This window comes from Sporosarcina sp. CAU 1771, assembly GCF_054482775.1.
Window position 1 is genome coordinate 154,142 of the sequence record NZ_JBTLRN010000001.1, and the last position, 22,704, is coordinate 176,845.

The 22,704-nt window shown below is 41.0% G+C and carries 18 protein-coding genes and 1 other annotated feature (1 of these 19 running past the window's edge); of the genes, 12 read left to right on the forward strand and 6 right to left on the reverse strand.

Annotation, left to right across the window (positions count from 1 at the left end; all coding sequences use genetic code 11):
- Positions 1-20: 20 nt before the first annotated feature.
- The 3 genes from ACXYMX_RS00855 (at position 21) to ACXYMX_RS00865 (ending at position 3,473) form a co-directional block, all read left to right on the forward strand.
- Positions 21-920: a fumarylacetoacetate hydrolase family protein gene (locus ACXYMX_RS00855; protein ID WP_459042318.1), complete on the forward strand. Its 900-nt coding sequence runs from the start codon at positions 21-23 to the stop codon at positions 918-920.
- A gap of 74 nt (positions 921-994) precedes the next feature.
- Positions 995-1,369, forward strand: coding sequence for a YisL family protein (locus ACXYMX_RS00860; RefSeq protein ID WP_459042319.1), 375 nt, complete (start codon positions 995-997; stop codon positions 1,367-1,369).
- A gap of 658 nt (positions 1,370-2,027) precedes the next feature.
- On the forward strand, positions 2,028-3,473 hold the full coding sequence (locus tag ACXYMX_RS00865) for an alpha-amylase family glycosyl hydrolase (RefSeq protein WP_459042320.1): 1,446 nt from the start codon (positions 2,028-2,030) through the stop codon (positions 3,471-3,473).
- Positions 3,474-3,779: 306 nt separating this feature from the next.
- On the opposite strand, the gene ACXYMX_RS00870 is transcribed toward ACXYMX_RS00865, so the two are convergent.
- Positions 3,780-5,411 (reverse strand): glutathione ABC transporter substrate-binding protein, encoded by a 1,632-nt coding sequence (locus ACXYMX_RS00870; RefSeq protein WP_459042321.1) that lies wholly within the window; start codon positions 5,409-5,411, stop codon positions 3,780-3,782.
- A gap of 376 nt (positions 5,412-5,787) precedes the next feature.
- Here ACXYMX_RS00870 and nikC point away from each other — a divergent pair, with 376 nt between their 5' ends.
- Genes nikC through ACXYMX_RS00890 form a run of 4 tightly spaced genes read left to right on the forward strand, consistent with a single transcriptional unit; the run spans position 5,788 to position 9,724 of the window.
- Positions 5,788-6,681, forward strand: a complete 894-nt coding sequence (nikC, locus tag ACXYMX_RS00875) for a nickel transporter permease (protein ID WP_459042322.1) — start codon at positions 5,788-5,790, stop codon at positions 6,679-6,681.
- A 16-nt stretch (positions 6,682-6,697) separates the two neighbouring features.
- Positions 6,698-7,660, forward strand: a complete 963-nt coding sequence (locus ACXYMX_RS00880; RefSeq protein ID WP_459042323.1) for an ABC transporter permease — start codon at positions 6,698-6,700, stop codon at positions 7,658-7,660.
- A 29-nt stretch (positions 7,661-7,689) separates the two neighbouring features.
- Positions 7,690-8,715 carry an ABC transporter ATP-binding protein gene (locus ACXYMX_RS00885; RefSeq protein WP_459042324.1) on the forward strand — a complete coding sequence of 342 codons (1,026 nt, stop codon included), beginning with the start codon at positions 7,690-7,692 and terminating at the stop codon, positions 8,713-8,715.
- Positions 8,687-9,724, forward strand: a complete 1,038-nt coding sequence (locus ACXYMX_RS00890) for an ABC transporter ATP-binding protein (RefSeq protein WP_459042325.1) — start codon at positions 8,687-8,689, stop codon at positions 9,722-9,724. Before ACXYMX_RS00885 ends, ACXYMX_RS00890 begins: the two co-directional genes overlap by 29 nt.
- A 498-nt stretch (positions 9,725-10,222) precedes the next feature.
- Here the strand turns inward: ACXYMX_RS00890 and ACXYMX_RS00895 are convergent, their stop codons facing one another.
- Genes ACXYMX_RS00895 through ACXYMX_RS00905 form a run of 3 tightly spaced genes read right to left on the reverse strand, consistent with a single transcriptional unit; the run spans position 10,223 to position 13,251 of the window.
- Positions 10,223-11,548, reverse strand: coding sequence for a CoA-disulfide reductase (locus ACXYMX_RS00895; protein WP_459042326.1), 1,326 nt, complete (start codon positions 11,546-11,548; stop codon positions 10,223-10,225).
- Positions 11,549-11,553: 5 nt separating this feature from the next.
- The gene (locus ACXYMX_RS00900) at positions 11,554-12,411 is read right to left on the reverse strand and encodes a DegV family protein (protein WP_459042327.1); all 858 of its coding nucleotides are present in this window, start codon (positions 12,409-12,411) and stop codon (positions 11,554-11,556) included.
- Positions 12,412-12,438: 27 nt separating this feature from the next.
- Positions 12,439-13,251 (reverse strand): Cof-type HAD-IIB family hydrolase, encoded by an 813-nt coding sequence (locus ACXYMX_RS00905; RefSeq protein ID WP_459042328.1) that lies wholly within the window; start codon positions 13,249-13,251, stop codon positions 12,439-12,441.
- Positions 13,252-13,385: 134 nt separating this feature from the next.
- Here ACXYMX_RS00905 and ACXYMX_RS00910 point away from each other — a divergent pair, with 134 nt between their 5' ends.
- From ACXYMX_RS00910 to ACXYMX_RS00920, 3 genes are all read left to right on the forward strand, one after another.
- A complete protein-coding gene (locus tag ACXYMX_RS00910) occupies positions 13,386-14,156 on the forward strand; it encodes a serine aminopeptidase domain-containing protein (protein ID WP_459042329.1) in 771 nt (256 codons plus the stop codon).
- Between the two features lie 52 nt (positions 14,157-14,208).
- Positions 14,209-14,520 (forward strand): metal-sulfur cluster assembly factor, encoded by a 312-nt coding sequence (locus ACXYMX_RS00915; RefSeq protein ID WP_459042330.1) that lies wholly within the window; start codon positions 14,209-14,211, stop codon positions 14,518-14,520.
- A gap of 189 nt (positions 14,521-14,709) precedes the next feature.
- Positions 14,710-16,845: an ATP-dependent Clp protease ATP-binding subunit gene (locus tag ACXYMX_RS00920; protein WP_459042331.1), complete on the forward strand. Its 2,136-nt coding sequence runs from the start codon at positions 14,710-14,712 to the stop codon at positions 16,843-16,845.
- A 47-nt stretch (positions 16,846-16,892) separates the two neighbouring features.
- Here the strand turns inward: ACXYMX_RS00920 and ACXYMX_RS00925 are convergent, their stop codons facing one another.
- A complete protein-coding gene (locus ACXYMX_RS00925) occupies positions 16,893-17,078 on the reverse strand; it encodes a DUF2929 family protein (protein WP_459042332.1) in 186 nt (61 codons plus the stop codon).
- A 189-nt stretch (positions 17,079-17,267) separates the two neighbouring features.
- On the opposite strand from ACXYMX_RS00925, the gene ACXYMX_RS00930 reads away from it, so the two are divergent.
- A complete protein-coding gene (locus tag ACXYMX_RS00930; RefSeq protein ID WP_459042333.1) occupies positions 17,268-18,200 on the forward strand; it encodes a beta-ketoacyl-ACP synthase III in 933 nt (310 codons plus the stop codon).
- 63 nt (positions 18,201-18,263) lie between these two features.
- Positions 18,264-19,505, forward strand: a complete 1,242-nt coding sequence (gene fabF, locus ACXYMX_RS00935; protein WP_459042334.1) for a beta-ketoacyl-ACP synthase II — start codon at positions 18,264-18,266, stop codon at positions 19,503-19,505.
- A 1,940-nt stretch (positions 19,506-21,445) separates the two neighbouring features.
- On the opposite strand, the gene trpS is transcribed toward fabF, so the two are convergent.
- Positions 21,446-22,432 carry a tryptophan--tRNA ligase gene (trpS, locus tag ACXYMX_RS00940; RefSeq protein ID WP_459042335.1) on the reverse strand — a complete coding sequence of 329 codons (987 nt, stop codon included), beginning with the start codon at positions 22,430-22,432 and terminating at the stop codon, positions 21,446-21,448.
- Between the two features lie 130 nt (positions 22,433-22,562).
- Positions 22,563-22,704 (reverse strand) — a binding site (T-box leader); it runs 71 nt beyond the window's last position.

Consider the following 22,704-nt stretch of genomic DNA (forward strand, 5'->3'; position numbering starts at 1 on the left):
ACGAAGGGATGGATTTGTAGATGAAACTATTATCGTTCCGTTATGAAGGCAATGTATTATTTGGGCCAAAAGTTAAAAGAGAAGAAGCTGTATGGAATATCGTATCGATCGCTAAAGAGTTCGGAGTTGACGGTTTTCCCGAGACGATTATTGACGGTATTGCGTCAGGGCTTGATTTCGTAGAAAAGACTCGAAAACTTGTAGAAAAAGCAGAGAAACACGAAAATTCATCTAGTTTTAAACTAAAATTTGCAGATATAGAGTGGTTGTCACCTGTACCTAGAACACCTAAAAATATTCTATGTGTAGGGAAGAACTACGAGGATCATGTCACAGAAATGGGTTCAGATGCGCCTCCGGAAAAGTTATTAGTCTTTACAAAATCTCCACTTTCGATAGCTGCAGATGAGCAAGAACTTACTGTACATGCAGATTTAACAGAAAACCTTGATTATGAAGGTGAATTAGCGATTGTTATAGGTAAAACAGGACGTAAAATACCTAAACAATTAGCTTATGATTATGTATTTGGCTATACAATAGCTAACGATGTCACTGCGCGTGATATTCAAATAGAACATGGTCAGTTTTTTCTGGGGAAGAGTTTAGATGATTCCTGTCCACTAGGCCCTTACATTGTAACGAAAAATGAACTGCCAGACCCTCATAATTTGTCGATTGTAACAAAGGTGAATGATGAAGTTCGACAAAACGGGAATACGGCTAATATGATTTTCAAAATTGATGAATTGATCGCTGAAATTTCACGTTTTGTGACGCTTGAACCTGGAGATGTAATCCTTACAGGGACTCCTGCAGGCGTTGGAAAAGGAATGAATCCACCTTCGTTTTTAAAAGCTGGAGACACAGTGAATGTTTCAATAGAAGGCATTGGAACACTATCGAATCGGTTCGTGTAAGCCTTATCTGTATGAAAAATTGCTGATTATGTTAAAATTAGTAAGCAAGAAAATATTTCTATGAGGTGAAGACTTTGGATTTTTTATCTGATACTACCCATCTACACATACTTACGTGGGTCGTCGGTGTAGTCCTGTTTTTAGTTGCAACGGGTATGGCAAAAGGCTCAAAAGGCCGAAAGATTACGCATATGATAACACGTTTATTTTATGTGTTAATAATTATTTCAGGACTTTTGTTATTTATGAGACACTCTAGTCTAGATGCGGCATTATATGGCGTCAAATTCCTTCTTGGAGTGCTGACAATCGGAATGATGGAAATGGTGCTTGTTCGTTCAAGTAAAGATAAAAGCACAACAATGTTTTGGGTATTGTTTGCGATCTTCCTATTCGCAACAATGTTCATTGGATTCAAACTACCAATTGGTATCGACTGGTTTTATTAATAATGAAGTACCTGCTAGTGTTCATTCCTAGCAGTTTTTTTTATTTTCTTGGCTCTGTTAAATAATAATGTTGATAAAGCTTATTACACAATAGTGCTCGTAATCGTATCTAACACGTTGATTTCCGTTTCAGACGGACGCGTTCCGGAGGGCAGGCGGTGGACCAACCCGTTCGCTCTGCTCCCGTTGGTTGTTACACCTGACCCGCTGTCCTCCCGGAGTCGCCGTCTTCCACTTCAATCAACTGGAAGTGTACAAAAATCTCTTGTCCCACTACCCCACACGCCACTAACTTTGAAGCCAAAAGATCCAGCGCAGAAGCGACAAGTGTGAGCCGAAGTAGGAAGACCGACATTGAACTTTTTGACGGGCTTCCTACGGGAGGCCATCACCAAGCGACGAAGCGATATTTTCATGCCTTCCACTCCACTCGACAAAGAGTGTACAAATTCTTTATCAACTATCAACAGTGTTATTTAACATAGCCATTTTCTAGAAAATGTGTAGTTCTATTCATTAAGCGACATGTACTTGTTATTGATTTCACAAATATGCCGTATTTCAACTCATGTTGGGTACTTAATTTCTAAATGAATGGCGATGTGTACATTCGTTTGGTAAAATAGCGAAAGAGAGCACGTTTAGGGAGGCATTATGTATGAAGATAAATAGATCATTTGCTTTTATTTTATCCTTGGCATTATTTTTATCGATACTTCAACCAATGGGTGCGTCAGCCATTGAGGATCGTACGCTAGAGGACGAAAGTATATATGAACTACTCGTTGACCGTTATGATGATGGCGATGAGAGTAATAACGAAAATGTTGACACACAAAATTTCAGTCTATTTAGTGGCGGAGATTATGCCGGAATTATTAATCGCATTGATTATATTGCAGATTTGGGATTTACAATGATGTCATTAGGTTCAATTTTTAAAACTGAAGCATATGACGGAAGTCGCGTAGAAGATTATGAAAAGTTGGAACCCCATTTTGGTTCTGAAGAAGATCTTTCAAAGATGATAGAGGTAGCTCACGAAAAAAAGATTGGTGTTTTAGCTGACTTTCCATTTGGTGGAGTAAGTGAAAATCATGAATGGGCTAAAGAAGGATTGTTTAAAGGAACTCCAGTTGGTGAAGGTAGAATCGATTGGGATAGCTCAGATGCCTTAGTAAAAGAAGCATTAAAGAATGCGGTTGTCGCATTTGCTGAAGGATACAACTTAGATGGTTTACGATTGACAAATCTGAACGATTTTGACACGGAGTATGTGAATGAAGTAATCGCTGCTGTTAAAAAAGTGAAGCCTGAAATGTATGTATTTTCAACTGAAGTGACGGAATCGAATTTTGATGCAATGCCAAATGTGGAGAAAATAAATGCTTTAAAACAATCATTTGTAGCATTTAATCCAGATTCTTCGCCGCTTGATCTATTTAAAGATGAACAAGAAAATGGATTTATCCAGTTCGATTCGTTAACGGAACCTCGTTTTACATATGAAATGAGAGAAGCAGGAATGTTTCCCCCAACACGTTGGAAGTTAGCTGTGGCAGCATTGTTTACGTTACCCGGAGTTCCAGTAATGACTTATGGAACTGAAATTGCTGTTAACGGTAAAGAAGCTCCTGAAAGTCATCCGTTATCTAACTTCAAGACAGATATGGAACTGTATGATTACATTAGTGACTTAAACAAATTGCGCAATCAATCTGAAGCACTTCGTAAAGGTGATTTCGAATTGCTACACAACGAGGGTGGATTTGTTGTTTATAAAATCTCAGATGAGAATGAAACATGGATTGTTACTTTAAATAATACGACAGAAACTGCGAATTTCGAAATCCCTGCAACAATGCTCGGGGAGAATAAAATGCTTCGCGGAGTAGTAGACGGAGACCGCGTAAGGGAATCGAAGGATGGGATCTTCCGTATTGTGGTAGAGCGAGAGCTTGCTGAAATCTATTTTGTTGATGAAGATAGAGGATTTAATACACCTTATCTAATCGCATCGATTTTAGTTTATGTCTTTTTCTTAAGTTTCCTTTTTGTAGTTTTAAGAAGAGGGAAAAAAGCAAGGCAAGCATCAACGAAATAATTGCTTTTTTAAATTATTGAACCTGTTAATTGGACAAAAACCGTAAGAGAAAATGCGCTACTTTCTCTTACGGTTTTTTGAATTCTTTATGTAATTGTCTTATACGTTCAAGATGTATGCTCTTCGGTCACTCTAAGACACTCTGTTTGAACAACGAGTTGTATTGCCTAAAACTGCTTATCGAACGACCTGGGGAGTTTCTAGTGCATTTAAAGTAGTTAGGCATGTCGAGGGAGAATATTCAAGTTTAAAGTAATGAAAAAAGCCCGTATGACTAGTTCAGTACTAGTCATACGGGCTTACTTATTATTTTACGAATTTAACGTCTTGAAGCTTGTAGTAACCAGAAGTGTCAATCCAGTAACCTTCGATATCATTGCTCACACCAGTTAGATAAGCTTGGTGTTGTAAGAAGATCATAGGTGCATCTTCTACTAGAATATCTTGTGCTTTGTCATAGAATACTTGACGAGCAACTGGGTCAATTTCTTTACGTCCGTCTTCAAGTAATTTATCGACTTCAGGATTATCGTAGAATGAACGGTTGCCTGAAACGCCTTTGTTAGCTGAGTGGAATAATTGTGTTAAGAAATAGTCTGCATCTCCAACAGGGTTAGATAGACCAAGGATGAACATTTCATGCTCTCCATTAGCCGTGCTGTCGAGGTATGCGCCCCACTCCATAACTTCAATTTCTACATCAATATTTACTTGCTTCAGTGCATCTTGAAGAATTACAGCAATATCCATACGTTGTTGGTTATCGTTTGTCCAAATAGTTGTTGAGAAACCATCTTCCAAACCAGCTTCTTTTAGAAGCTCTTTTGCTCCTTCTACGTCATAAGCAATTGGTGTTGTACTTTCGCTGTAACCAAATACGTTTGGAGCTAATGGACCGTTTGCAGTCAATCCAAAACCTTCATAAACTCCTGCAAGAATTTCTTCTACGTTTACTAACTTCGTTATTGCTTGTCTAACACGAACATCATTGAAAGGTTCTTTCTCCATATTAAATCCTAGGTAGTTAAGTGAAGAAGAAACTTTCTCATTGATTGTAGCAATGTCTGAAGAGCTAATTTCTGCTACTTCGTTTGGTTGAACAGGCTCAATAAGTTGTGCGTTTCCTGTTTTAAGTTCTGCAAGACGAGCAGCTCCTTCAGGAATTACTTTGAAAGTTACTTTTTCTAGATGTGCAGGCGTTCCCCAGTATTCTTCGTTTTTCACTAAAACGATTTCAGTTCCAGGAATCCAGCTTTCAAATTTAAAGAATCCAGTACCAATTGGATTTTCGTTCATTACTGAGCTTGGATCTTTACCTTCTGCCATTGCAGCATATTCAGCATCAACTTGCTCAGGGCTAACGATTACGCCAGCTGGGTGAGAAAGGTGAGATAAAAGCGGTGCAAATGGATATTCTGTAACAATTTGAACTGTATGCTCATCAATTACATTTACTTCTGTAATCATTTCGAAGATGAATGCACGTGGTGCAGCAACTTCTGGGTCTTGAATTCTTGCGAAACTCTTCTTAACAGCTTCTGCGTTGAAGTCAGAGCCATCATGGAATTTAACATCATCACGAAGTTCGAATTCCCAAGTTGTGTCATCAATTGCTGTCCATTTTGTTGCTAAGTTTGGAGCAATTTCTTCATTTTGATCCTTTTTTACTAGACCATCAAAAATATTCGTTTGAAGGTTCGCTGAAGGAACATCTGTTGAACGTTGTGGATCAAGTAGTTTAGCGTCTGATAGAGTTGCAATTACTAGTTCTGCACGCTCAGTTTCAGTGCCTTCATCAGAAGTGCCTTCTGTTTCTTTTTTCGGTTCATCTTTTTTATCTTCGTCCTTTGTGCTTTCTCCAGTTGCACACGCAGCTAGAAAAATTGACATGACGAGTGTCAATATGAGCAGTAAAGAAAACTTACGATTTGCCTTCATTCGTATTCTCCCCCAAAATATTATAGTGTATTGAACAAATAGTCTCAATACTGCACAAACTATATCACGGTTTAAAGTTTATTACAATACCAGTTATGCATTTTTTTGAATATGACATTCTAGTAATTCGTTAGGTGGGATGTGGTTTAACAAGCTATATTAGATGTACTTTATTTATTTTTGCATACCAGTTAATAAATACGCAACATTCCGTATGCGTAATAGTAGGAACTAATGGAACTAAGTGGGAATTAAAGTAAATTTAGTATGAAAATAAAATATTTGTTACGAAAGTTTTATTTGCATGTTATGCTACTTTATGAGATTTCAGAATATAAGGTTTTAGTGCCTAATTAAAGAAGGGGTGTACGAAAGTATGTCGAAAAAAGCACTCGAAACAGTAAATCGGCCAAAAAGGTCGAGCCCAAGAATCGAGTATTACAAAACGATATGGAAGAGACTAAGAAAGAACAAAGCCGCTGTTGTCGGTGGTGTATTGATCCTGATTTTTATTGTCGTTGCAATTTTTGGTCCTATGTTGACAACACAAAGTCCAACAGATGTTAAATTATTGAATAAATTACAAAAGCCTTCGATGGAGCACTGGTTCGGAACAGATAACTATGGAAGAGATATTTTCACACGAATCATTCACGGCGCCGCCCTTACATTAAAAGTAGGGTTCCTTTCTGTATTTATAGGAGGCGTTGTTGGAGTAGTATTAGGCATTGTATCCGGTTATTATGGTGGGAAAATTGACACGATAATTATGAGAATCATGGATGTATTGCTTGCGTTTCCTGGAATATTGCTTGCGTTAGCAATTGTAAGCGTTTTAGGCGGAAGTTTGACGAACGTTATTATAGCTGTAAGTATATTTTCCGTTCCAGCTTTTGCTCGTATCGTTCGGGGATCAACATTATCCGTTCGAAAACTAGAGTATATAGATGCGGTCCGAGCACTAGGAGCAACTGATTTCAGAATAATATTTAAGCATATTCTTCCCAATGTCACCTCTCCAATTATCGTTCAAGCAACTTTGCGTATTGCAACAGCTGTTCTAACGGCAAGTGGTCTTTCATTTTTAGGTCTTGGAGCACCACCCCCTGAACCTGAATGGGGAGCTATGTTGAATGATGGACGAGCATATATGTCGAACGCGCCTCATCTAATTCTATTTCCAGGAATTATGATAGTTATCGTAGTGTTGGCATTCAATATTTTTGGTGATGGATTACGAGATGCTTTAGATCCGAAAATGAATAAGTGATAGGAGAGGAAAACGAATGGCTAAATATATAGTTCGACGTCTGTTACAGACGATTCCAGTTTTAATTGGTGTATCCATACTAGTCTTCTCTCTTATGCATCTTATACCAGGTGATGCCGCGCAAATTATGGCAGGTGAAGCTGCAACAGAAGAATCTATTGAGCAAATTCGAGTGAAGCTAGGGCTAGATCAACCCCTACATATTCAGTATTTTAATTATGTTACAAGTGCACTTCAAGGTGACCTAGGGAATTCAGTATCTACAGGAAGGCCCGTTATGGATGAAATAAAATACCGATTTTGGGTGACCGCCGAGTTGGCGATATATGCGACCATACTTGCGGTATTCATCGGGCTGATTGCTGGAATCATTTCCGCAGTTCGCCATTACACATTATCAGATGTATCCATAATGATTATTGCACTTTTTGGACTTTCTATGCCGAACTTCTGGTTAGGGTTAGTGCTCATTCAATGGTTCGCTGTAGGGGGAGAAATTTTTAATACCGGCATTAATTTTCCGCCAGAGTTCTTAAAAATGAGGCCAACTGGTTGGGGTGAAAGCTGGAGGCAAATTCTTCTACCAGTAATTTGTTTAGGTACGAGTGGAGCTGCAATTATTGCGAGAATGACACGCTCATCGATGTTGGAAGTAGTCAGTCAGGACTATATTCGTACTGCTAGAGCAAAAGGCTTAAGTGAGCGTATTGTTACATATCGTCATGCGCTTAAAAATGCCTTGATCCCAGTAATTACTGTTGTCGGTTTGGAGTTTGGAGCTTTTCTTGGTGGCGCAGTTATTACTGAGACAATCTTCGCGATTAACGGAATGGGGCGTTTAACAATCGATGCCATTAGGCAAAGAGATTTCCCGATAGTACAAGGAACTGTTCTTATTATTTCTTTACTATTTGTTTTTGTGAATATGCTTGTTGATATTTCATATCGCATGTTAAATAAACGAATTGATTTGAACTAATAGAAAGATAAGAAGAGAGGGAAGACAAAATGGAAACTGCTTTGTTGGAAGTGCGAGATCTCCGTACATCCTTTAAAACTGATGATGGCGAAGTAAAGGCGGTTGACGGTGTGAGTTTTTCCCTTCCGAAAGGGAAGACACTAGGTATCGTTGGTGAATCGGGTTCTGGTAAAAGTATCACAGCATTATCGATTCTTCAATTACTAGCTGAAAACGGTAAAATTGTTGGAGGAGAAATAAAGTTTAAGGGTGAAAACCTCATTGGTTACACCGATAAAAAAATGAGAGATATACGTGGAAATGCAATTTCGATGATATTCCAAGAGCCAATGACATCGCTCAATCCGGTGTTCACTGTAGGTCAACAAATAGGTGAATCTCTTGTGAAGCACCGTGGTTTATCTAAACGAGAAGCGCTTGCAAAGTCTGTTGAATTATTAACACTTGTTGGAATTCCGTCCCCAGATCGCCGTGTGAAAAACTATCCATATGAGCTTTCTGGAGGAATGCGTCAACGTGTAATGATCGCAATGGCATTAGCTTGTGACCCTGAAATTTTAATTGCAGATGAGCCTACGACTGCTCTAGATGTAACGATTCAAGCTCAAATTCTTGGTCTAATTAAAGAATTGCAACATCGTCTTGGAATGTCCGTTATCTTCATAACGCATGACCTTGGTGTCGTAGCAGAGACATGTGATTTTGTTACAGTTATGTATGCGGGGCAAGTTGTTGAGTACTCGGATGTTGTAACCTTGTTCCAAGAGCCAAAACATCCATATACAATTGGCTTGCTGAACTCTTTACCACGCCATGATATTGAACAAGAGAAATTAGAACCAATCCTAGGGAATGTCCCGAACGTTCATGATATGCCTGTTGGTTGTCGGTTTGCACCAAGATGCCCGGCAGCAACTGATTTATGTCGTGCAGAGTTGCCTGAACTAATGAAAGACGAAAAAGGAAATGACGTCCGTTGTTGGATTTACTCCGACAAATGGGACGGTAAGTCGGAGGTGAACGTCTATGGCAAAACGCGAATTGCTAAAGGTTGAAGGTTTGAAACAGTATTTCCCTATAAAAGGGGGGATGCTTGGTCGAACAATTAACCATGTAAAAGCAGTTGATGATATAAGTTTTGAAGTGTATGAAGGTGAAACTGTCAGCATCGTAGGTGAATCTGGGTGTGGAAAATCCACAACAGGACGCGCAATTCTTAGATTGGAAGAGCCGACAGAAGGAAAAGTTACATTCAACGGTGTTGAAATTACGTCGATTTCTAAGCGAGAAATGCGTAAACAACGAAAAGATTTACAGATTATTTTTCAAGATCCTTACGCGTCAATTAACCCACGCCAGACCGTTTCAGATATTTTGAATGAAGCAATGACAATTCAAAATTCGGTACCTGCCAATAAAAGACGTGAGCGTATTATTGAGTTGCTAGAAACAGTTGGACTTAACGAATATCAAGCAGATCGTTATCCACATGAATTTTCTGGTGGTCAGCGTCAACGAATTGGAATTGCAAGAGCCCTTGCAGTAAATCCGAAACTCATTATTTGTGATGAAGCAGTTTCTGCGCTCGACGTATCGATTCAAGCACAAGTACTCAATTTATTAGAGGACTTACAGAAGGAATTTAAATTAACCTATTTATTCATTTCCCATGATTTGGGCGTAGTCCGACATATTTCAGACCGAGTCATCGTAATGTATCTCGGCAAAATAGTGGAAATAGGGGATAAGAAATCGATTTTTGACAATGCGAAGCATCCGTATACAAAAGCATTGTTGTCTGCAATCCCAGTTCCGGACCCACTTCATGTGAAAACACATATACCATTAAGAGGGGATGTACCGTCTCCTATCGATCCTCCAACAGGATGCCGCTTCCATACACGTTGTCCATTTGCTCAAACGAAATGTGCAGAGGAAGTACCTGAACTCAAAGTACATGACGAGATGATAGATGGACATAAAGCAGCTTGTCATTTTGTTGAAGAAATTAGCAGTGGTGAACTGCAACCAAAAGATTACGGTGCTGTATCGACTGCGTTTTAATAGAAGGCTATGTTAAATAATTCTGTTGATAGTTGAAAAAGTATTTGTACTCCTTGTCCAGTGGAGCGCGAGGCGTGAAAATATCGCTTCGTCGCTTGGTGATGGCCTCCCGTAGGAAGCCCGTCAGAAAGTTCACTGTCGGTCTTACTACTTCGGCTCACACTTGTCGCTTCTTCGCTGGATTGTTTGGATTCATGGTCAGGGTCGTCGGAACATTGGGACTAGAGGTTTTTGTACACTTGCCATTTGATTGGAGTGGAAGACGGCGACTCCGGGAGGACAGCGGGTCAGGTGAAACAACCAACGGGAGCAGAGCGAACGGGTTGGTCCACCGCCTGCCCTCCGGAACGCGTCCGTCTGAAACGGAAATCAACGTGTTAGATACACTCACTCGAGCACTATTGTGTAATAAGCTTTATTAACATTATTATTTAACAGAGCTTAATACAAAGAAGAAGACTCCCCGTCAAACTAAACCTGACAGGGAGTCTTCTTTCATTATTTTGCTTTGTAACCCAACATATTAACAGGGTCTTTTGGAGATGAAAAAGGAGGTGAATAGGCCAATTCAAGAGCCGATAAATCATCGACGGTCATCTTGCCCATAATAGCAGTCGTTAAGATATCAATCCTTTTATCGACACCTTTATCACCGACTCCTTGTGCACCGAGAATTTGTCTTGTTTCACTGTCATAATGAACCCGTAAATAAAGAGTTCCGTGGTCAGGATAATAGCCTGCATTCGAACGTCCACGATGCTCAACAGTTTTGAATGAAATACCTTCTTCTCTGAGGCTTTTCGCGGAATGACCTGTCATAGCAGCTGTGAGTGAAAATAATTTTGTGATTGAAGCACCTAAAAACCCATTGATTTCAACTGGTTTTCCTTCGAGGTGACTCGCTACGATATATGCCGCCCGATGAGCATGCCAAGCAAGTTGAACTCTTTTCGGTTTGCCAGTAACCCAGTCTGTGCATTCAGCTGCATCGCCGATCGCATAAATATCAGGATCATTCGTTTGCATATACCGATTCACAGCAATCCCTTTTGTCGGTCCAATTACTAGCCCGGCATCTATTGCAAATTTAGTTTCTGGTTCGACTCCAATACTCGCCGCAATGAAATCGACTTCAAAATTGACACCGTTTTTCATAATAAGCTTTTTACCTTCAATACGCTCAATTGCATCATTAAAATAAAAGTGTACACCATGGTCTCTCATTTCTTTATTTAAGACCTCGCTAATTTCCACATCCATCAATTTCATGACGCGCTCGTTGCGTTCAATAAGCGATGTTTCTATGCCCAATCGAATAAAGTTTTCGGCTAGCTCAATACCAATAAAGCCACCACCGATAACGGCACAAGACGTTGGTTTTTCTAATTTAATATATTTCATGATGTTGTCCATATCTTTTATATCTTTCAATGTGAATAAAGGAAGGTCACCTAGCCCCTTTATCTCTGGAACGCGGGAGTAGCCTCCGGGCGACAAAATTAATTTGTCGTACGACTTAGTGAAAATAGTATCCGTTCTTAAATTTCGAACTTGAACTGTTTTATTTTCTCTTTGAATGGATAGAACCTCGTGATCAACTAGTGTTAGGATATCCTTCTCATCGCTAAATTTTTGAACTGAAGGTCCAAGTACTTTGCTTCTATCTTCTATAAGTCCTCCGATTACATAAGGCAATCCACATGTTCCATACCCTATTTCAGGATCTCGTCCAATCAGTGTAATTTCTGCATCAGGAACGGAGCGCCGAATTTGTGAAGCAACGGTAGAACCACCCGCTATTGCTCCGACAACGATAACTTTCATATCATTCACTCCTCGTTTAATTTATTTAGGAAAAACACTGAGACAGTTCCGGGTCCAGCGTGAGCGGCAATTGTTGAACCGATCAGGTGGATTTCGATACTTTTCGGACGGAAGAGTTCTTCAATAACCGCTTTCACTTCAAGCGCAATTTCCTCGTCATCCCCGTGACTAATTGCAATGTGTTGATCTGATAAATGATCGCCACGTTCTGCCATTAGATCCGTCATTCTACGTAATACTTTCTTTCTGCCACGGTGCTTTTCAATCGGAACAAGCTTACCATCTTCAACATGAAGAAGAGGTTTTATGCTTAATAATCCACCGATGAATGCACTTGTTTTTGAAACACGACCGCCACGTGCCATATAATCCAAATCTTCTACTGTGAATAAATGTTCCATATGCTCAGCCATGGATCGGATTTTACGTTCAATCACTTCAAGAGTATCCCCTTTATCGCGAAGTCTAACAGCTTCTTGAACAAGAAGACCAATTCCGGCAGACGCACATTTTGTATCGATAATTACCAAGTTCATCGCAGGATTTGTTTCAAGTACTTGGTTCTTTATCATCACAGCGGTATCGTGCGTCCCCGATAATCCAGATGAGAAAGCTATGTAAATCCCTTCATCGCCTGAAGCAGCAAGTTCTTCCCACTTAGTTAAAAACTTTTCAGGAGATGCTTGAGATGTTTTAGGATGTTTGCCACTTCGAATCGCTTTATATACTTCTTTGGAATCGATTGCTAGAACATCTTCATACTCTACATCGTCTATAATTACATGTAGTGGAATTAGTGAAACGTTATTTTCTTCATAAAAAGATTTTGGTAAATCACAAGCGCTATCCGCAAAAATTCTCATGTATAACCCTCCATTATTTAAAAATTCTTAATTTAAGTGTAACCGTTCCCTGAGCACCTTGGCAATACCATCCTCATTATTCGATAAGGTCACTTCGTCAGCAATCGACTTTAATTCATCAATCCCGTTGCCCATTGCAACACCGAGACCAGCAAAGTCGATCATTTCAAAGTCGTTATTTTCATCGCCAAATGCAATGATGCGGTCTCTTGGAATATCAATAGTTTTAGAGACATGCGCTAAACCTGCCGCTTTACTTAGTCCATGTTGAAAGACTTCAACGACATGCCCCCAAGGAGAATTCCAAACGCGGTGGCCAACTACTTCTGCATGTACGTGAGAAAGATGCTTACAAATCGCATCCACATTATGTTCATCTGCTTGAATAAGGAGCGTTGTAGGATCACGCTTCAGATGACTTCGGATTTCACCGGTTGTAATTTTAGGTTTACCGGTACTGAAAATATCAATCATTCGTTCATCGTGAATCTGCATGTAGACGTCGTCCATGACTTCCGCAAAGATATTATTCCACGGAAATTGCTGCATCGCTTCCATAACATCCTGAACAACGGAAAGTGACAATGTTTTATGAACGGGTTGCCACGAATGGTTCGTTGGATGATGAACAAACGCACCGTTAAAATTTATGATTGGTGTATTTAAGTTGAGCTCTTTATAATAGCGCTCAGATGCGCGGTAAGGTCTTCCTGTTGCAATCATAATATGATGGCCTTGTTCTTTCGCTTGCATTAACGTTTGTGCCGTTTTATGGGTAATTGTTTTCGCATCAGTTAGTAAAGTTCCATCAAGATCTAGAACGATTAAATGTGGTTTCAAAATAATTCCCCCTCTATTAAGTAAGTTTATCGTTAATGCGCTATTCAAGTCAAAATACTAGGATGGAATCCCACTTTTTGTTTTTCTAGAAAAACTTTGGTACGCTAAAATCTAAGAGGAAAGGTTGTGGGCAAATGATTATTCAAGAGGAACTATGGGGGCATATTCCATTGTTACATATAATAGAAGAAGACTTAAAGAATCAAGATGTACCGGTCGTCATTTTTCTTCATGGTTTTACAAGTGCAAAAGAACATAACTTACATTATGCATACAACCTGGCCAAAAAAGGAGTTCGGGTTCTATTGCCAGATGCGCATCTTCACGGTGCTCGTCATGAAAATCTTGATGAGGTTGAATTAAGTTTGCGGTTTTGGGAAATTATTAGTACATCGATGGAGGAAGTGGCAATTCTTCGAGATGAATTAATACGTAGGAAGTTAAGCACATCGCAAAAAATTGCTGTAGGCGGTACATCGATGGGTGGAATTACGACGCTGGGTTGTTTGCGAATCTATGAGTGGATTGACGTTGCGGCTGTGATGATGGGATCCCCTTCATTTGTCGAGTTGGCGAAAGGACAAATTTCTCAATTTGAACGAAGAGGATTTAAGTTGCCTGTAACAGAAGTGGAAAAGAAGCAGCTTCTTGACAACTTAGCTCAATTCGATCTTACGAAGAAGCCTGCTTCCTTAAATCAACGCCCTCTCTATTTTTGGCATGGAAAAAGTGATACAGTTGTCCCTTATGAACCAACGCATAATTTTTACAAGTCAATTAAGGAAGATTATTCAGATGTACCCAATCGACTTGTTTTTGTTTCAGATGAGGAAGCGGGACATACAGTTTCAAGAAATGGAATGAAGGGTGCAGTGAATTGGATTGCAAGTCAGTTGAAAGAGTAGTCTGCACTCTGTTATGATAAGATTATCAAGTAGAATAGGAAGGGGTAGTACAATGACGCAAGATATGATGAAAGAGAGTATGATGGGCGCTCTTGAAAATGTTATCGATCCGGAGCTAGGCATTGATATTGTTAACCTAGGTCTCATTTATGATGTAGAACTAGTTGATGAAGGTACGTCGAAAGTTACTATGACACTTACATCGATGGGCTGTCCGATGGGGCCACAAATCGTTGAAAATATTAAGCAAGAACTAATGGAACTTCCAGAAGTGAAAGACGTAGATGTCAACATTATTTGGAATCCACCTTGGTCAAAAGACAAAATGTCACGCTATGCGAAAATCGCTCTAGGCGTACGTTAATAAACAATAAAGGCTGTATGACTTTTCTAAAGTTGTACAGCCTTTTTCTATCTTTCGGAGGAAGTCATAGATTACGCCGGGGTGTAATTGATAGAGTGAATTCCTTTACAGCTGCATATTTTCATCTTATAATTTAATTAATCAAAGATGGTCAAAGTCAGATGAATAGAAAGGTGATTTGATATGCGAATGGCCGGCGAGCAAGAAGATCAACGCACACCACTTGAACAATTTGGACGAAACCTTGTTGAAGATGTGAAAAATGGAAAGATGGATCCTGTCATTGGACGGGATGAAGAAATCCGTAATGTGATTCGAATATTATCTAGAAAGACCAAAAATAATCCCGTCCTCATTGGTGAACCGGGCGTCGGAAAGACGGCAATTGTAGAAGGACTCGCTCAGCGAATTGTTAAAGGCGATGTTCCTGAAGGATTAAAAGGTCGTGAAATTTTCGAATTGGATATGAGTTCACTTATTGCAGGAGCCAAGTATCGAGGCGAATATGAAGAACGATTAAAAAGCGTGCTCAAGCAAGTTAAGGACAGCGAAGGACAAATTATTATGTTCATCGATGAAATACACACAATTGTTGGTGCAGGTAAATCAGAAGGTGCAATGGACGCCGGTAATATGCTGAAACCGATGCTTGCTCGAGGAGAATTGTATTGCATTGGAGCGACGACGCTCGACGAATACAGAATGTATATAGAAAAAGACCCAGCCTTAGAGCGCAGGTTCCAACAAGTACTTGTACGCGAGCCATCCGTTGAGGATACGGTGTCGATCTTGCGTGGATTAAAAGAAGCTTTTGAATTGCATCACGGGGTTCGGATTCATGACCGCGCAATCGTAGCTGCCTCCACTTTATCGAATCGGTATATAACGGAACGATTCTTGCCGGATAAAGCGATTGATTTAATCGATGAAGCAAGCGCAATGATTCGGACTGAAATCGATTCAATGCCGCAAGAACTCGATGCAGTAACTCGTCGAATGATGCAGTTAGAAATTGAAGAACAGGCGCTTCGAAAAGAAAAAGATGCTGCGAGTAAAAACCGATTAGAAGCTCTTCGCAGTGAGTTAAAAGAACTGAAAGATTCATCTGCTGATATGCGTGCACAATGGGATTCGGAAAAAGAAACGTTGCGTAAAATTCAGAAGAAGCGTGAACAGCTGGATCAATATCGACGCGAATTGGAAGATGCAGAAAATCGCTTTGATTTAACGAAGGCGGCAGAACTAAGTTATGGAAAAATCCCTACCTTAGAAAAAAAGTTAGCTGAACTTGAGGCACCTCTCTTAGATACAAAAGAAAATCGTTTATTACGTGAAGAAGTAACAGAAGAGGAAATTGCAACGATTGTAGCCCGTTGGACAGGTATTCCTGTGACAAAGCTAGTGGAAGGCGAACGCGAAAAACTGTTGCGTTTAGGTGAAACGTTGCAAGAGCGCGTAATAGGACAAGACGCCGCAGTTCAACTTGTTACAGAGGCAGTATGGCGTGCACGTGCAGGCATAAAGGATCCAGAAAAACCAATTGGTTCCTTTCTATTCTTGGGACCAACGGGTGTCGGAAAGACCGAGCTTGCCAAAACACTAGCCGCAACGTTATTTGATTCTGAAGATCATTTCATTCGAATTGATATGTCTGAGTATATGGAAAAGCATAGTGTTTCAAGGTTGGTAGGTGCGCCACCTGGATATGTTGGATATGAAGAAGGCGGCCAGTTAACAGAAGCGGTTCGACGGAATCCTTATTCAGTAATTCTTTTGGATGAAATCGAAAAAGCGCATCCTGACGTGGCCAATATTCTTCTGCAAGTACTCGACGATGGACGAATTACAGATAGTCAGGGAAGACTTGTTGATTTCACAAATACGGTGATCATCATGACATCAAATATCGGTTCTTCGTATTTAGTGCACGGATTGGAAGAAACGGAGAATCATGCAGCTGAGGATCTTGTTATGGCAGAATTGAAAAATCATTTTAAGCCAGAGCTACTAAATCGAATGGATGATATTATCATATTTCATTCATTAACAGGAGATTCTTTCCGCCTCATTGCCCGAAAAATGCTTGAAGATCTTGTTGGCAGACTTTCACTTCAAGAAGTGCACTTATCGTTTACCGACGATGTGTTGGATTGGATTGTCGAATTTGGAACGGACGCCGATTTTGGAGCTCGTCCACTCAGACGATTTATCCAAAGACATGTCGAGACGCTTGTTGCAAAGGAAATTATACGTGGAGATATTTTGAACGAAGAAGTGTTGGCACTTACTATGGTTGATGGTAAGTTAAATCTAATAAAAGCATAAAAATAGCCACTTGGATCAGAAAGCGTCCAAGTGGCATTTTTTGTGAATTAATTATCCGAAACTGGTTCTGACGGTAAAGATTCACCGATAATAAAGATAAAGAGTGCTAGAAAAACAGACGCGATGGCACCAGAGACAAAATCAAATGGGTTAGTATTTGCAATTGCTCCTGTTACATAGTTAAGCATTGTAACCAAAATAAGTGACCAAACTAAAGTTATAATAAATCTCAATTGAACTCACCTCTACATTACTATTTCTGATTAATAGTATAGCATATGCTTTTCAGTGTAGAAACAAAAAGCTATAGAGTATTTAATTTTATTTGACGAAAAGGTGTCGCTAGGTTGTAAAATAGCTTCATTTCTTTTATGATTAACACTAGGTACTAATAACAGATGATAATGAATGGAGGATATTCAATGAATGCAGGACTTATTGGCATAGGAAAATACGTGCCCCCAAATATACTTACGAATGCAGACTTAGAGAAGCGAATGGATACATCCGATGAATGGATTCGAACGATGACAGGTATTGAAGAAAGACGTATTGCGGATGATTCAATAAACACATCTCATATGGCATTCAACGCGGCATCAGATGCAATTAAAGATGCTGGGATTAAACCAGAGGAGATTGGACTCATACTAGTTGCAACGGTCACACCTGACCAACCATTTCCATCGGTTGCAGCAATGATCCAGGACCAACTAGGTGCCAAAAATGCCGCAGCTATGGATATTTCAGCTGCATGTGCTGGGTATATGTATGGAATCGTTACAGCAAAACAATTTGTCGAGTCAGGAACGTATGATTACGTACTCGTTGTTGGTGTTGAAAAACTATCTAAAATAACAGATTGGAACGATCGGAATACAGCTGTTCTTTTTGGAGACGGTGCCGGTGCAGCAATTATTGGTAAAGTAAGTGAAGGCAGAGGGATTTTATCGTTTGAACTTGGTGCAGACGGCTCAGGTGGAAAACATCTCTATCAAGATGAAAAACTCGTTATGAATGGTAGAGAAGTATTTAAATTTGCTGTTCGTCAAATGGGAGAATCTGCAGAGAATGTGATTGCAAAAGCAGGTCTCACGAAAGAAGATGTAGATTTCTTAATTCCACATCAGGCAAACATTCGTATTATGGAATCTGCCCGTCAACGACTGGATTTACCAATAGAAAAAATGTCGAAAACGGTTCATAAATATGGCAACACGTCTTCTGCATCGATCCCATTATCACTATTCGATGACATTGCAGAAGGTAAAGTGAAAGACGACGATGTGATTGTATTAGTCGGTTTTGGCGGCGGCTTAACTTGGGGTGCTTTGTGTATTAAATGGGGAAGATGATTCATCTCGCAGCAATTGATTTAGTATGGATTAAATAACAACAATTAAAGGGGAGTACGTAGAATGACAAAACGTCGCGTGGTAGTAACTGGAATTGGTGCAATATCTCCAGTTGGTAATTCAGCAGAAGAGTCATGGGAAGCAGTAATAAATGGCAAGTCAGGAATTGGCATGATGACAAGGCTTGACAGCGATCAGTTCCCAGTAAAAGTTGCCGCAGAAGTGAAAGACTTTAACATAGAAGATTATATTGTACGAAAAGAAGCACGCAAAATGGATCGTTTCACGCATTATGCACTTGGTGCTTCGATAATGGCAATGAAAGACGCTGGCTTTGAAGGAAAGCTTGATGGAGACCTTGCACTTCGCACGGGTGTCTGGATTGGATCAGGTATCGGCGGTATGGAAACACATGAGCAACAATTCAAAACGTTTCTAGAAAGAGGGTATCGCAGAGTCAGTCCATTTTTTGTGCCGATGATGATTCCGGATATGGCTTCTGGGCAGGTAGCGATTCATCATGGAGCAAAAGGGATTAATTCGTGTACCGTAACAGCATGTGCATCGGGGACGAACTCAATCGGAGATGCGTTTGAAACAATTCTTCGTGGCGACGCAGACGTCATGATTACTGGTGGTGCAGAAGCGCCAATAACAACTATGGCTGTTGCAGGTTTTTGTGCCAATACAGCACTATCCTTAAACCCAGATCCTGAAACGGCATCACGTCCGTTTGATGCAGAACGTGATGGCTTTGTAATTGGTGAAGGTGCAGGAATTATAATTCTTGAGGAATATGAACACGCTGTTGCACGTGGTGCGAAAATCTATGCTGAAATGACAGGATATGGTTCAACAGGCGATGCACATCATATAACAGCACCTGCTCCAGAAGGTGAAGGCGCTGCAAGGTCGATGCAACAAGCAATCGATCAAAGCGGAATCAGTCCCGACAAAATCGGCTATATTAACGCTCATGGAACAAGCACGCCATACAATGATTTATTCGAAACAATGGCGGCAAAAACGGTTTTCGGAGAGCACGCATATAAACTTGCGATGAGTTCAACAAAGTCGATGACGGGTCACCTTTTAGGCGCAGCTGGTGGAATCGAAGCGATTTTCACAGTAAAAGCTTTGCAAGAAGGTATTTTACCTCCAACGACAAACTTTGTCACAGCAGATCCAGAATGTGACCTCGACTATGTACCGAACGTAGCACGTAAAGCTGACATCGAGTATGCAATGAGCAATTCACTCGGTTTCGGTGGCCACAACGCAACACTCGTTTTCAAGAAAATATAAGGTGATGAGCACTCCGATTGTTGGAGTGCTTTTGTTTTGGGGAAAATTAATGGAAAGTTATTTGGTTAATCAATTTTTGATGCGGGTGATTTAGTCGTTGTGGGAACAAGTTAGTGCGTTACGGGAATAAAGTCGCCGTTGCGGGAATAAACCAGGCCAATACGGGAGCAACGCCGGGCGTTACGAGAATAAACTGTGTGATTTAGTCGTTGCGGGAGCAAACGAGTGCGTTACGGGAATAAACCAGAGCGTTACGAGAATAAACTCGCCGTTGCGGGAATAAACGACGCCAATGCGGGAGCAACACCGGGCGTTACGAGAACAAACTGTGTGATTTAGTCGTTGCGGGAGCAAACCAGTGCGTTACGGGAATAAACTCGCCGTTGCGGGAATAAACCAGGCCAATACGGGAGTAACGCCGGGCGATACGAGAACAAACTGTGTGATTTAGTCGTTGCGGGAGCAAACGAGTGCGTTACGGGAATAAAGTCGCCGTTGCGGGAATAAATCAGGCCAATACGGGAGCAACGCCTGGCGTTGCGAGAACAAACCATGTGATTTGGTCATTGCGGGAACAAACCAGCGCGTTACGGGAATAAACTCGCCGTTGCGGGAATAAATAAGCCCAATGCGGGAGCAACGCCTGGCGTTGCGAGAACAAACCATGTGATTTGGTCATTGCGGGAACAAACCAGCGCGTTACGGGAATAAACTCGCCGTTGCGGGAATAAATAAGCCCAATGCGGGAGCAACGCCGGGCGATACGAGAACAAACTATGTGATTTGGTCATTGCGGGAACAAACCAGCGCGTTACGGGAATAAACTCGCCGTTGCGGGAATAAATAAGCCCAATGCGGGAGCAACGCCGGGCGTTGCGAGAACAAACCATGTGATTTGGTCATTGCGGGAACAAACCAGCACGTTACGGGAATAAACTCGCCGTTGCGGGAATAAATAAGCCCAATGCAGGAGCAACGCCCGACGTTACGAGAACAAACCATGTGATTTGTTCGTTGCGGGAACAAACCAGCGCGTTCCGGGAATAAACTCGCCGTTACGGGAACAAATCTGGCCAATACGGGAGCAACACCGGCGTTACGAGAACAAACCATGTGATTTGTTCGTTGCGGGAGCAAACCAGTGCGTTACGGGAATAAAGTCGCCGTTGCGGGAATAAACCAGGCCAATACGGGAGCAACGCCTGGCGATACGAGAACAAATCGATGGGATTCTACGTTGCGGGAGCAAACGAGTGAGTTACGGGAATAAACTCGCCGTTGCGGGAATAAACCACGCCAATACGGGAGCAACGCCGGGAGTTGCGAGAACAAACCATGTGATTTGGTCATTGCGGGAACAAACCAGCGCGTTACGGGAATAAACTCGCCGTTGCGGGAATAAATAAGCCCAATACGGGAGCAACGCCCGACGTTACGAGAACAAATCGATGGGATTCTACGTTGCGGGAGCAAACTAGTGTGTTACGGGAATAAACTCGCCGTTGCGGGAATAAATAAGCCCAATGCGGGAGCAACGCCCGACGTTACGACAACAAATCGATAGGATTCTACGTTGCGGGAGCAAACCAGCGCGTTACGGGAGCAACACCGGGCGTTGCGAGAACAAACCAGCCCAATACAGGAGCAACACCAACCGCTACAGAAAACACCAACCAAAGAAGATCTCACCAACAAAACGAGCCCCTTTCTTCTAAAGAAGGGGGCTTGTTCATATGGTTAAAGAAAAACCAAAGGACGATGTTTGATTACACGAATCTTTTTGTTTCTACTTAGCTATGGTCTTATTGTCGTCACTGTTTCTCATATGATTTTCTTTTTTAACTACCGTTCGCTTGGATACGATTGGAATCAAGTCATTTATTATATTTTGCGCACGGCTGAATTTAAATTATTTATTGCGGCTGCGATAACGCTAGTGTTTACCGTTGTCTACCGAGCCCCATCGCGCGTTCCATTTTTTGAAGAGTGACGGAAGCGATGGCATTTGCTTTCAACGCGCCTTGGTCTAGTATTTCATCCAAAACAGGTGAGTCAAGAAGCTCATAATACTTTTCCTGTATTGGTGTTAAGTGGTTAATAATGGATTCAGCAACGCCGGCTTTAAATGCTCCGTAACCAAGTCCATCGTATTTTGCAACAAGCTCGTCAATCGATACTCCGCTCATTGCAGATTCAATCGTAAGTAAGTTTGAAACACCAGGCTTGTTTTCAACATCGAATTTTACAACGCCTTCTGAATCCGTTACTGCACTTTTGATTTTCTTTTCAATTTCTTTAGGTGTATCAAGGAGTGAAATCGTAGCGCGCTTATTTGGGTCTGATTTACTCATCTTCTTCATTGGATCTTGAAGTGACTTGATACGCGCACCATTTTTTGGAATTCGAATTTCGGGAATCGTTAGCACTTTACCATATCTACTGTTAAAACGTTCGGCTAGATTACGTGTTAATTCAAGATGTTGCGTTTGATCATCGCCAACAGGTACGATATTTGTGTTGTACAGTAAAATATCTGCTGCCATTAATGGAGGGTAAGTTAGAAGTGCGGATGATACGCCTTCTTGACCTTCGGATTTGTCTTTAAACTGAGTCATTCGCTCAAGTTCGCCGATATAAGAAACGCATTGCATGACCCATGCAGCTTGCGCGTGGGCAGGGACTTCCGATTGAATAAATAATACTGCTTTTTCTGGATCAATACCGCTCGCTACATATAAAGCTGCGAGTGAACGAATTGTTTTGCTTAGCTCTTTAGGATCTTGTTGTACAGTGATTGCATGCTGGTCGACAATGCAAAATAAGCAATCCGCTTCGTGTTGTAATTCTGTAAATTGACGAAACGCTCCGATGTAGTTTCCAATTGTTACTGTACCAGTAGGCTGAACGCCTGAAAAAATAGTTGTCATGAATAAATTCCTCCTATTTATTTAACTGCATTAATTAAATGAAAGCATTTTGTAGAGCACCGCGTCCTGCGGCAACAGATACACACCTACGTCCTGTAGGCGCACAAAAAAACAGCCGTCCCTAATAACATATAGGGACGGCTGTTTTTATCAACCGCGGTACCACCCGAATTGCCCGAAGGCCACTCAAATTCCCCATAACGTGGGAAGACGTGACAAACTACTCGCAGTTTCATTTGCCAGGCTCGGGAACCCAATTCACTCCGTACGGC

Coding starts and splice junctions, on each gene's coding strand:
- ACXYMX_RS00855 (WP_459042318.1), top strand. CDS start 21: ATGAAACTATTATCGTTCCGTTATGAAGGCAATGTATTATTTGGGCCA.
- ACXYMX_RS00865 (WP_459042320.1), top strand. CDS start 2,028: ATGAAGATAAATAGATCATTTGCTTTTATTTTATCCTTGGCATTATTT.
- ACXYMX_RS00870 (WP_459042321.1), bottom strand. CDS start 5,411: ATGAAGGCAAATCGTAAGTTTTCTTTACTGCTCATATTGACACTCGTC.
- nikC (WP_459042322.1), top strand. CDS start 5,788: ATGTCGAAAAAAGCACTCGAAACAGTAAATCGGCCAAAAAGGTCGAGC.
- ACXYMX_RS00880 (WP_459042323.1), top strand. CDS start 6,698: ATGGCTAAATATATAGTTCGACGTCTGTTACAGACGATTCCAGTTTTA.
- ACXYMX_RS00885 (WP_459042324.1), top strand. CDS start 7,690: ATGGAAACTGCTTTGTTGGAAGTGCGAGATCTCCGTACATCCTTTAAA.
- ACXYMX_RS00890 (WP_459042325.1), top strand. CDS start 8,687: ATGGCAAAACGCGAATTGCTAAAGGTTGAAGGTTTGAAACAGTATTTC.
- ACXYMX_RS00895 (WP_459042326.1), bottom strand. CDS start 11,548: ATGAAAGTTATCGTTGTCGGAGCAATAGCGGGTGGTTCTACCGTTGCT.
- ACXYMX_RS00900 (WP_459042327.1), bottom strand. CDS start 12,411: ATGAGAATTTTTGCGGATAGCGCTTGTGATTTACCAAAATCTTTTTAT.
- ACXYMX_RS00910 (WP_459042329.1), top strand. CDS start 13,386: ATGATTATTCAAGAGGAACTATGGGGGCATATTCCATTGTTACATATA.
- ACXYMX_RS00915 (WP_459042330.1), top strand. CDS start 14,209: ATGACGCAAGATATGATGAAAGAGAGTATGATGGGCGCTCTTGAAAAT.
- ACXYMX_RS00920 (WP_459042331.1), top strand. CDS start 14,710: ATGGCCGGCGAGCAAGAAGATCAACGCACACCACTTGAACAATTTGGA.
- ACXYMX_RS00930 (WP_459042333.1), top strand. CDS start 17,268: ATGAATGCAGGACTTATTGGCATAGGAAAATACGTGCCCCCAAATATA.
- fabF (WP_459042334.1), top strand. CDS start 18,264: ATGACAAAACGTCGCGTGGTAGTAACTGGAATTGGTGCAATATCTCCA.
- trpS (WP_459042335.1), bottom strand. CDS start 22,432: ATGACAACTATTTTTTCAGGCGTTCAGCCTACTGGTACAGTAACAATT.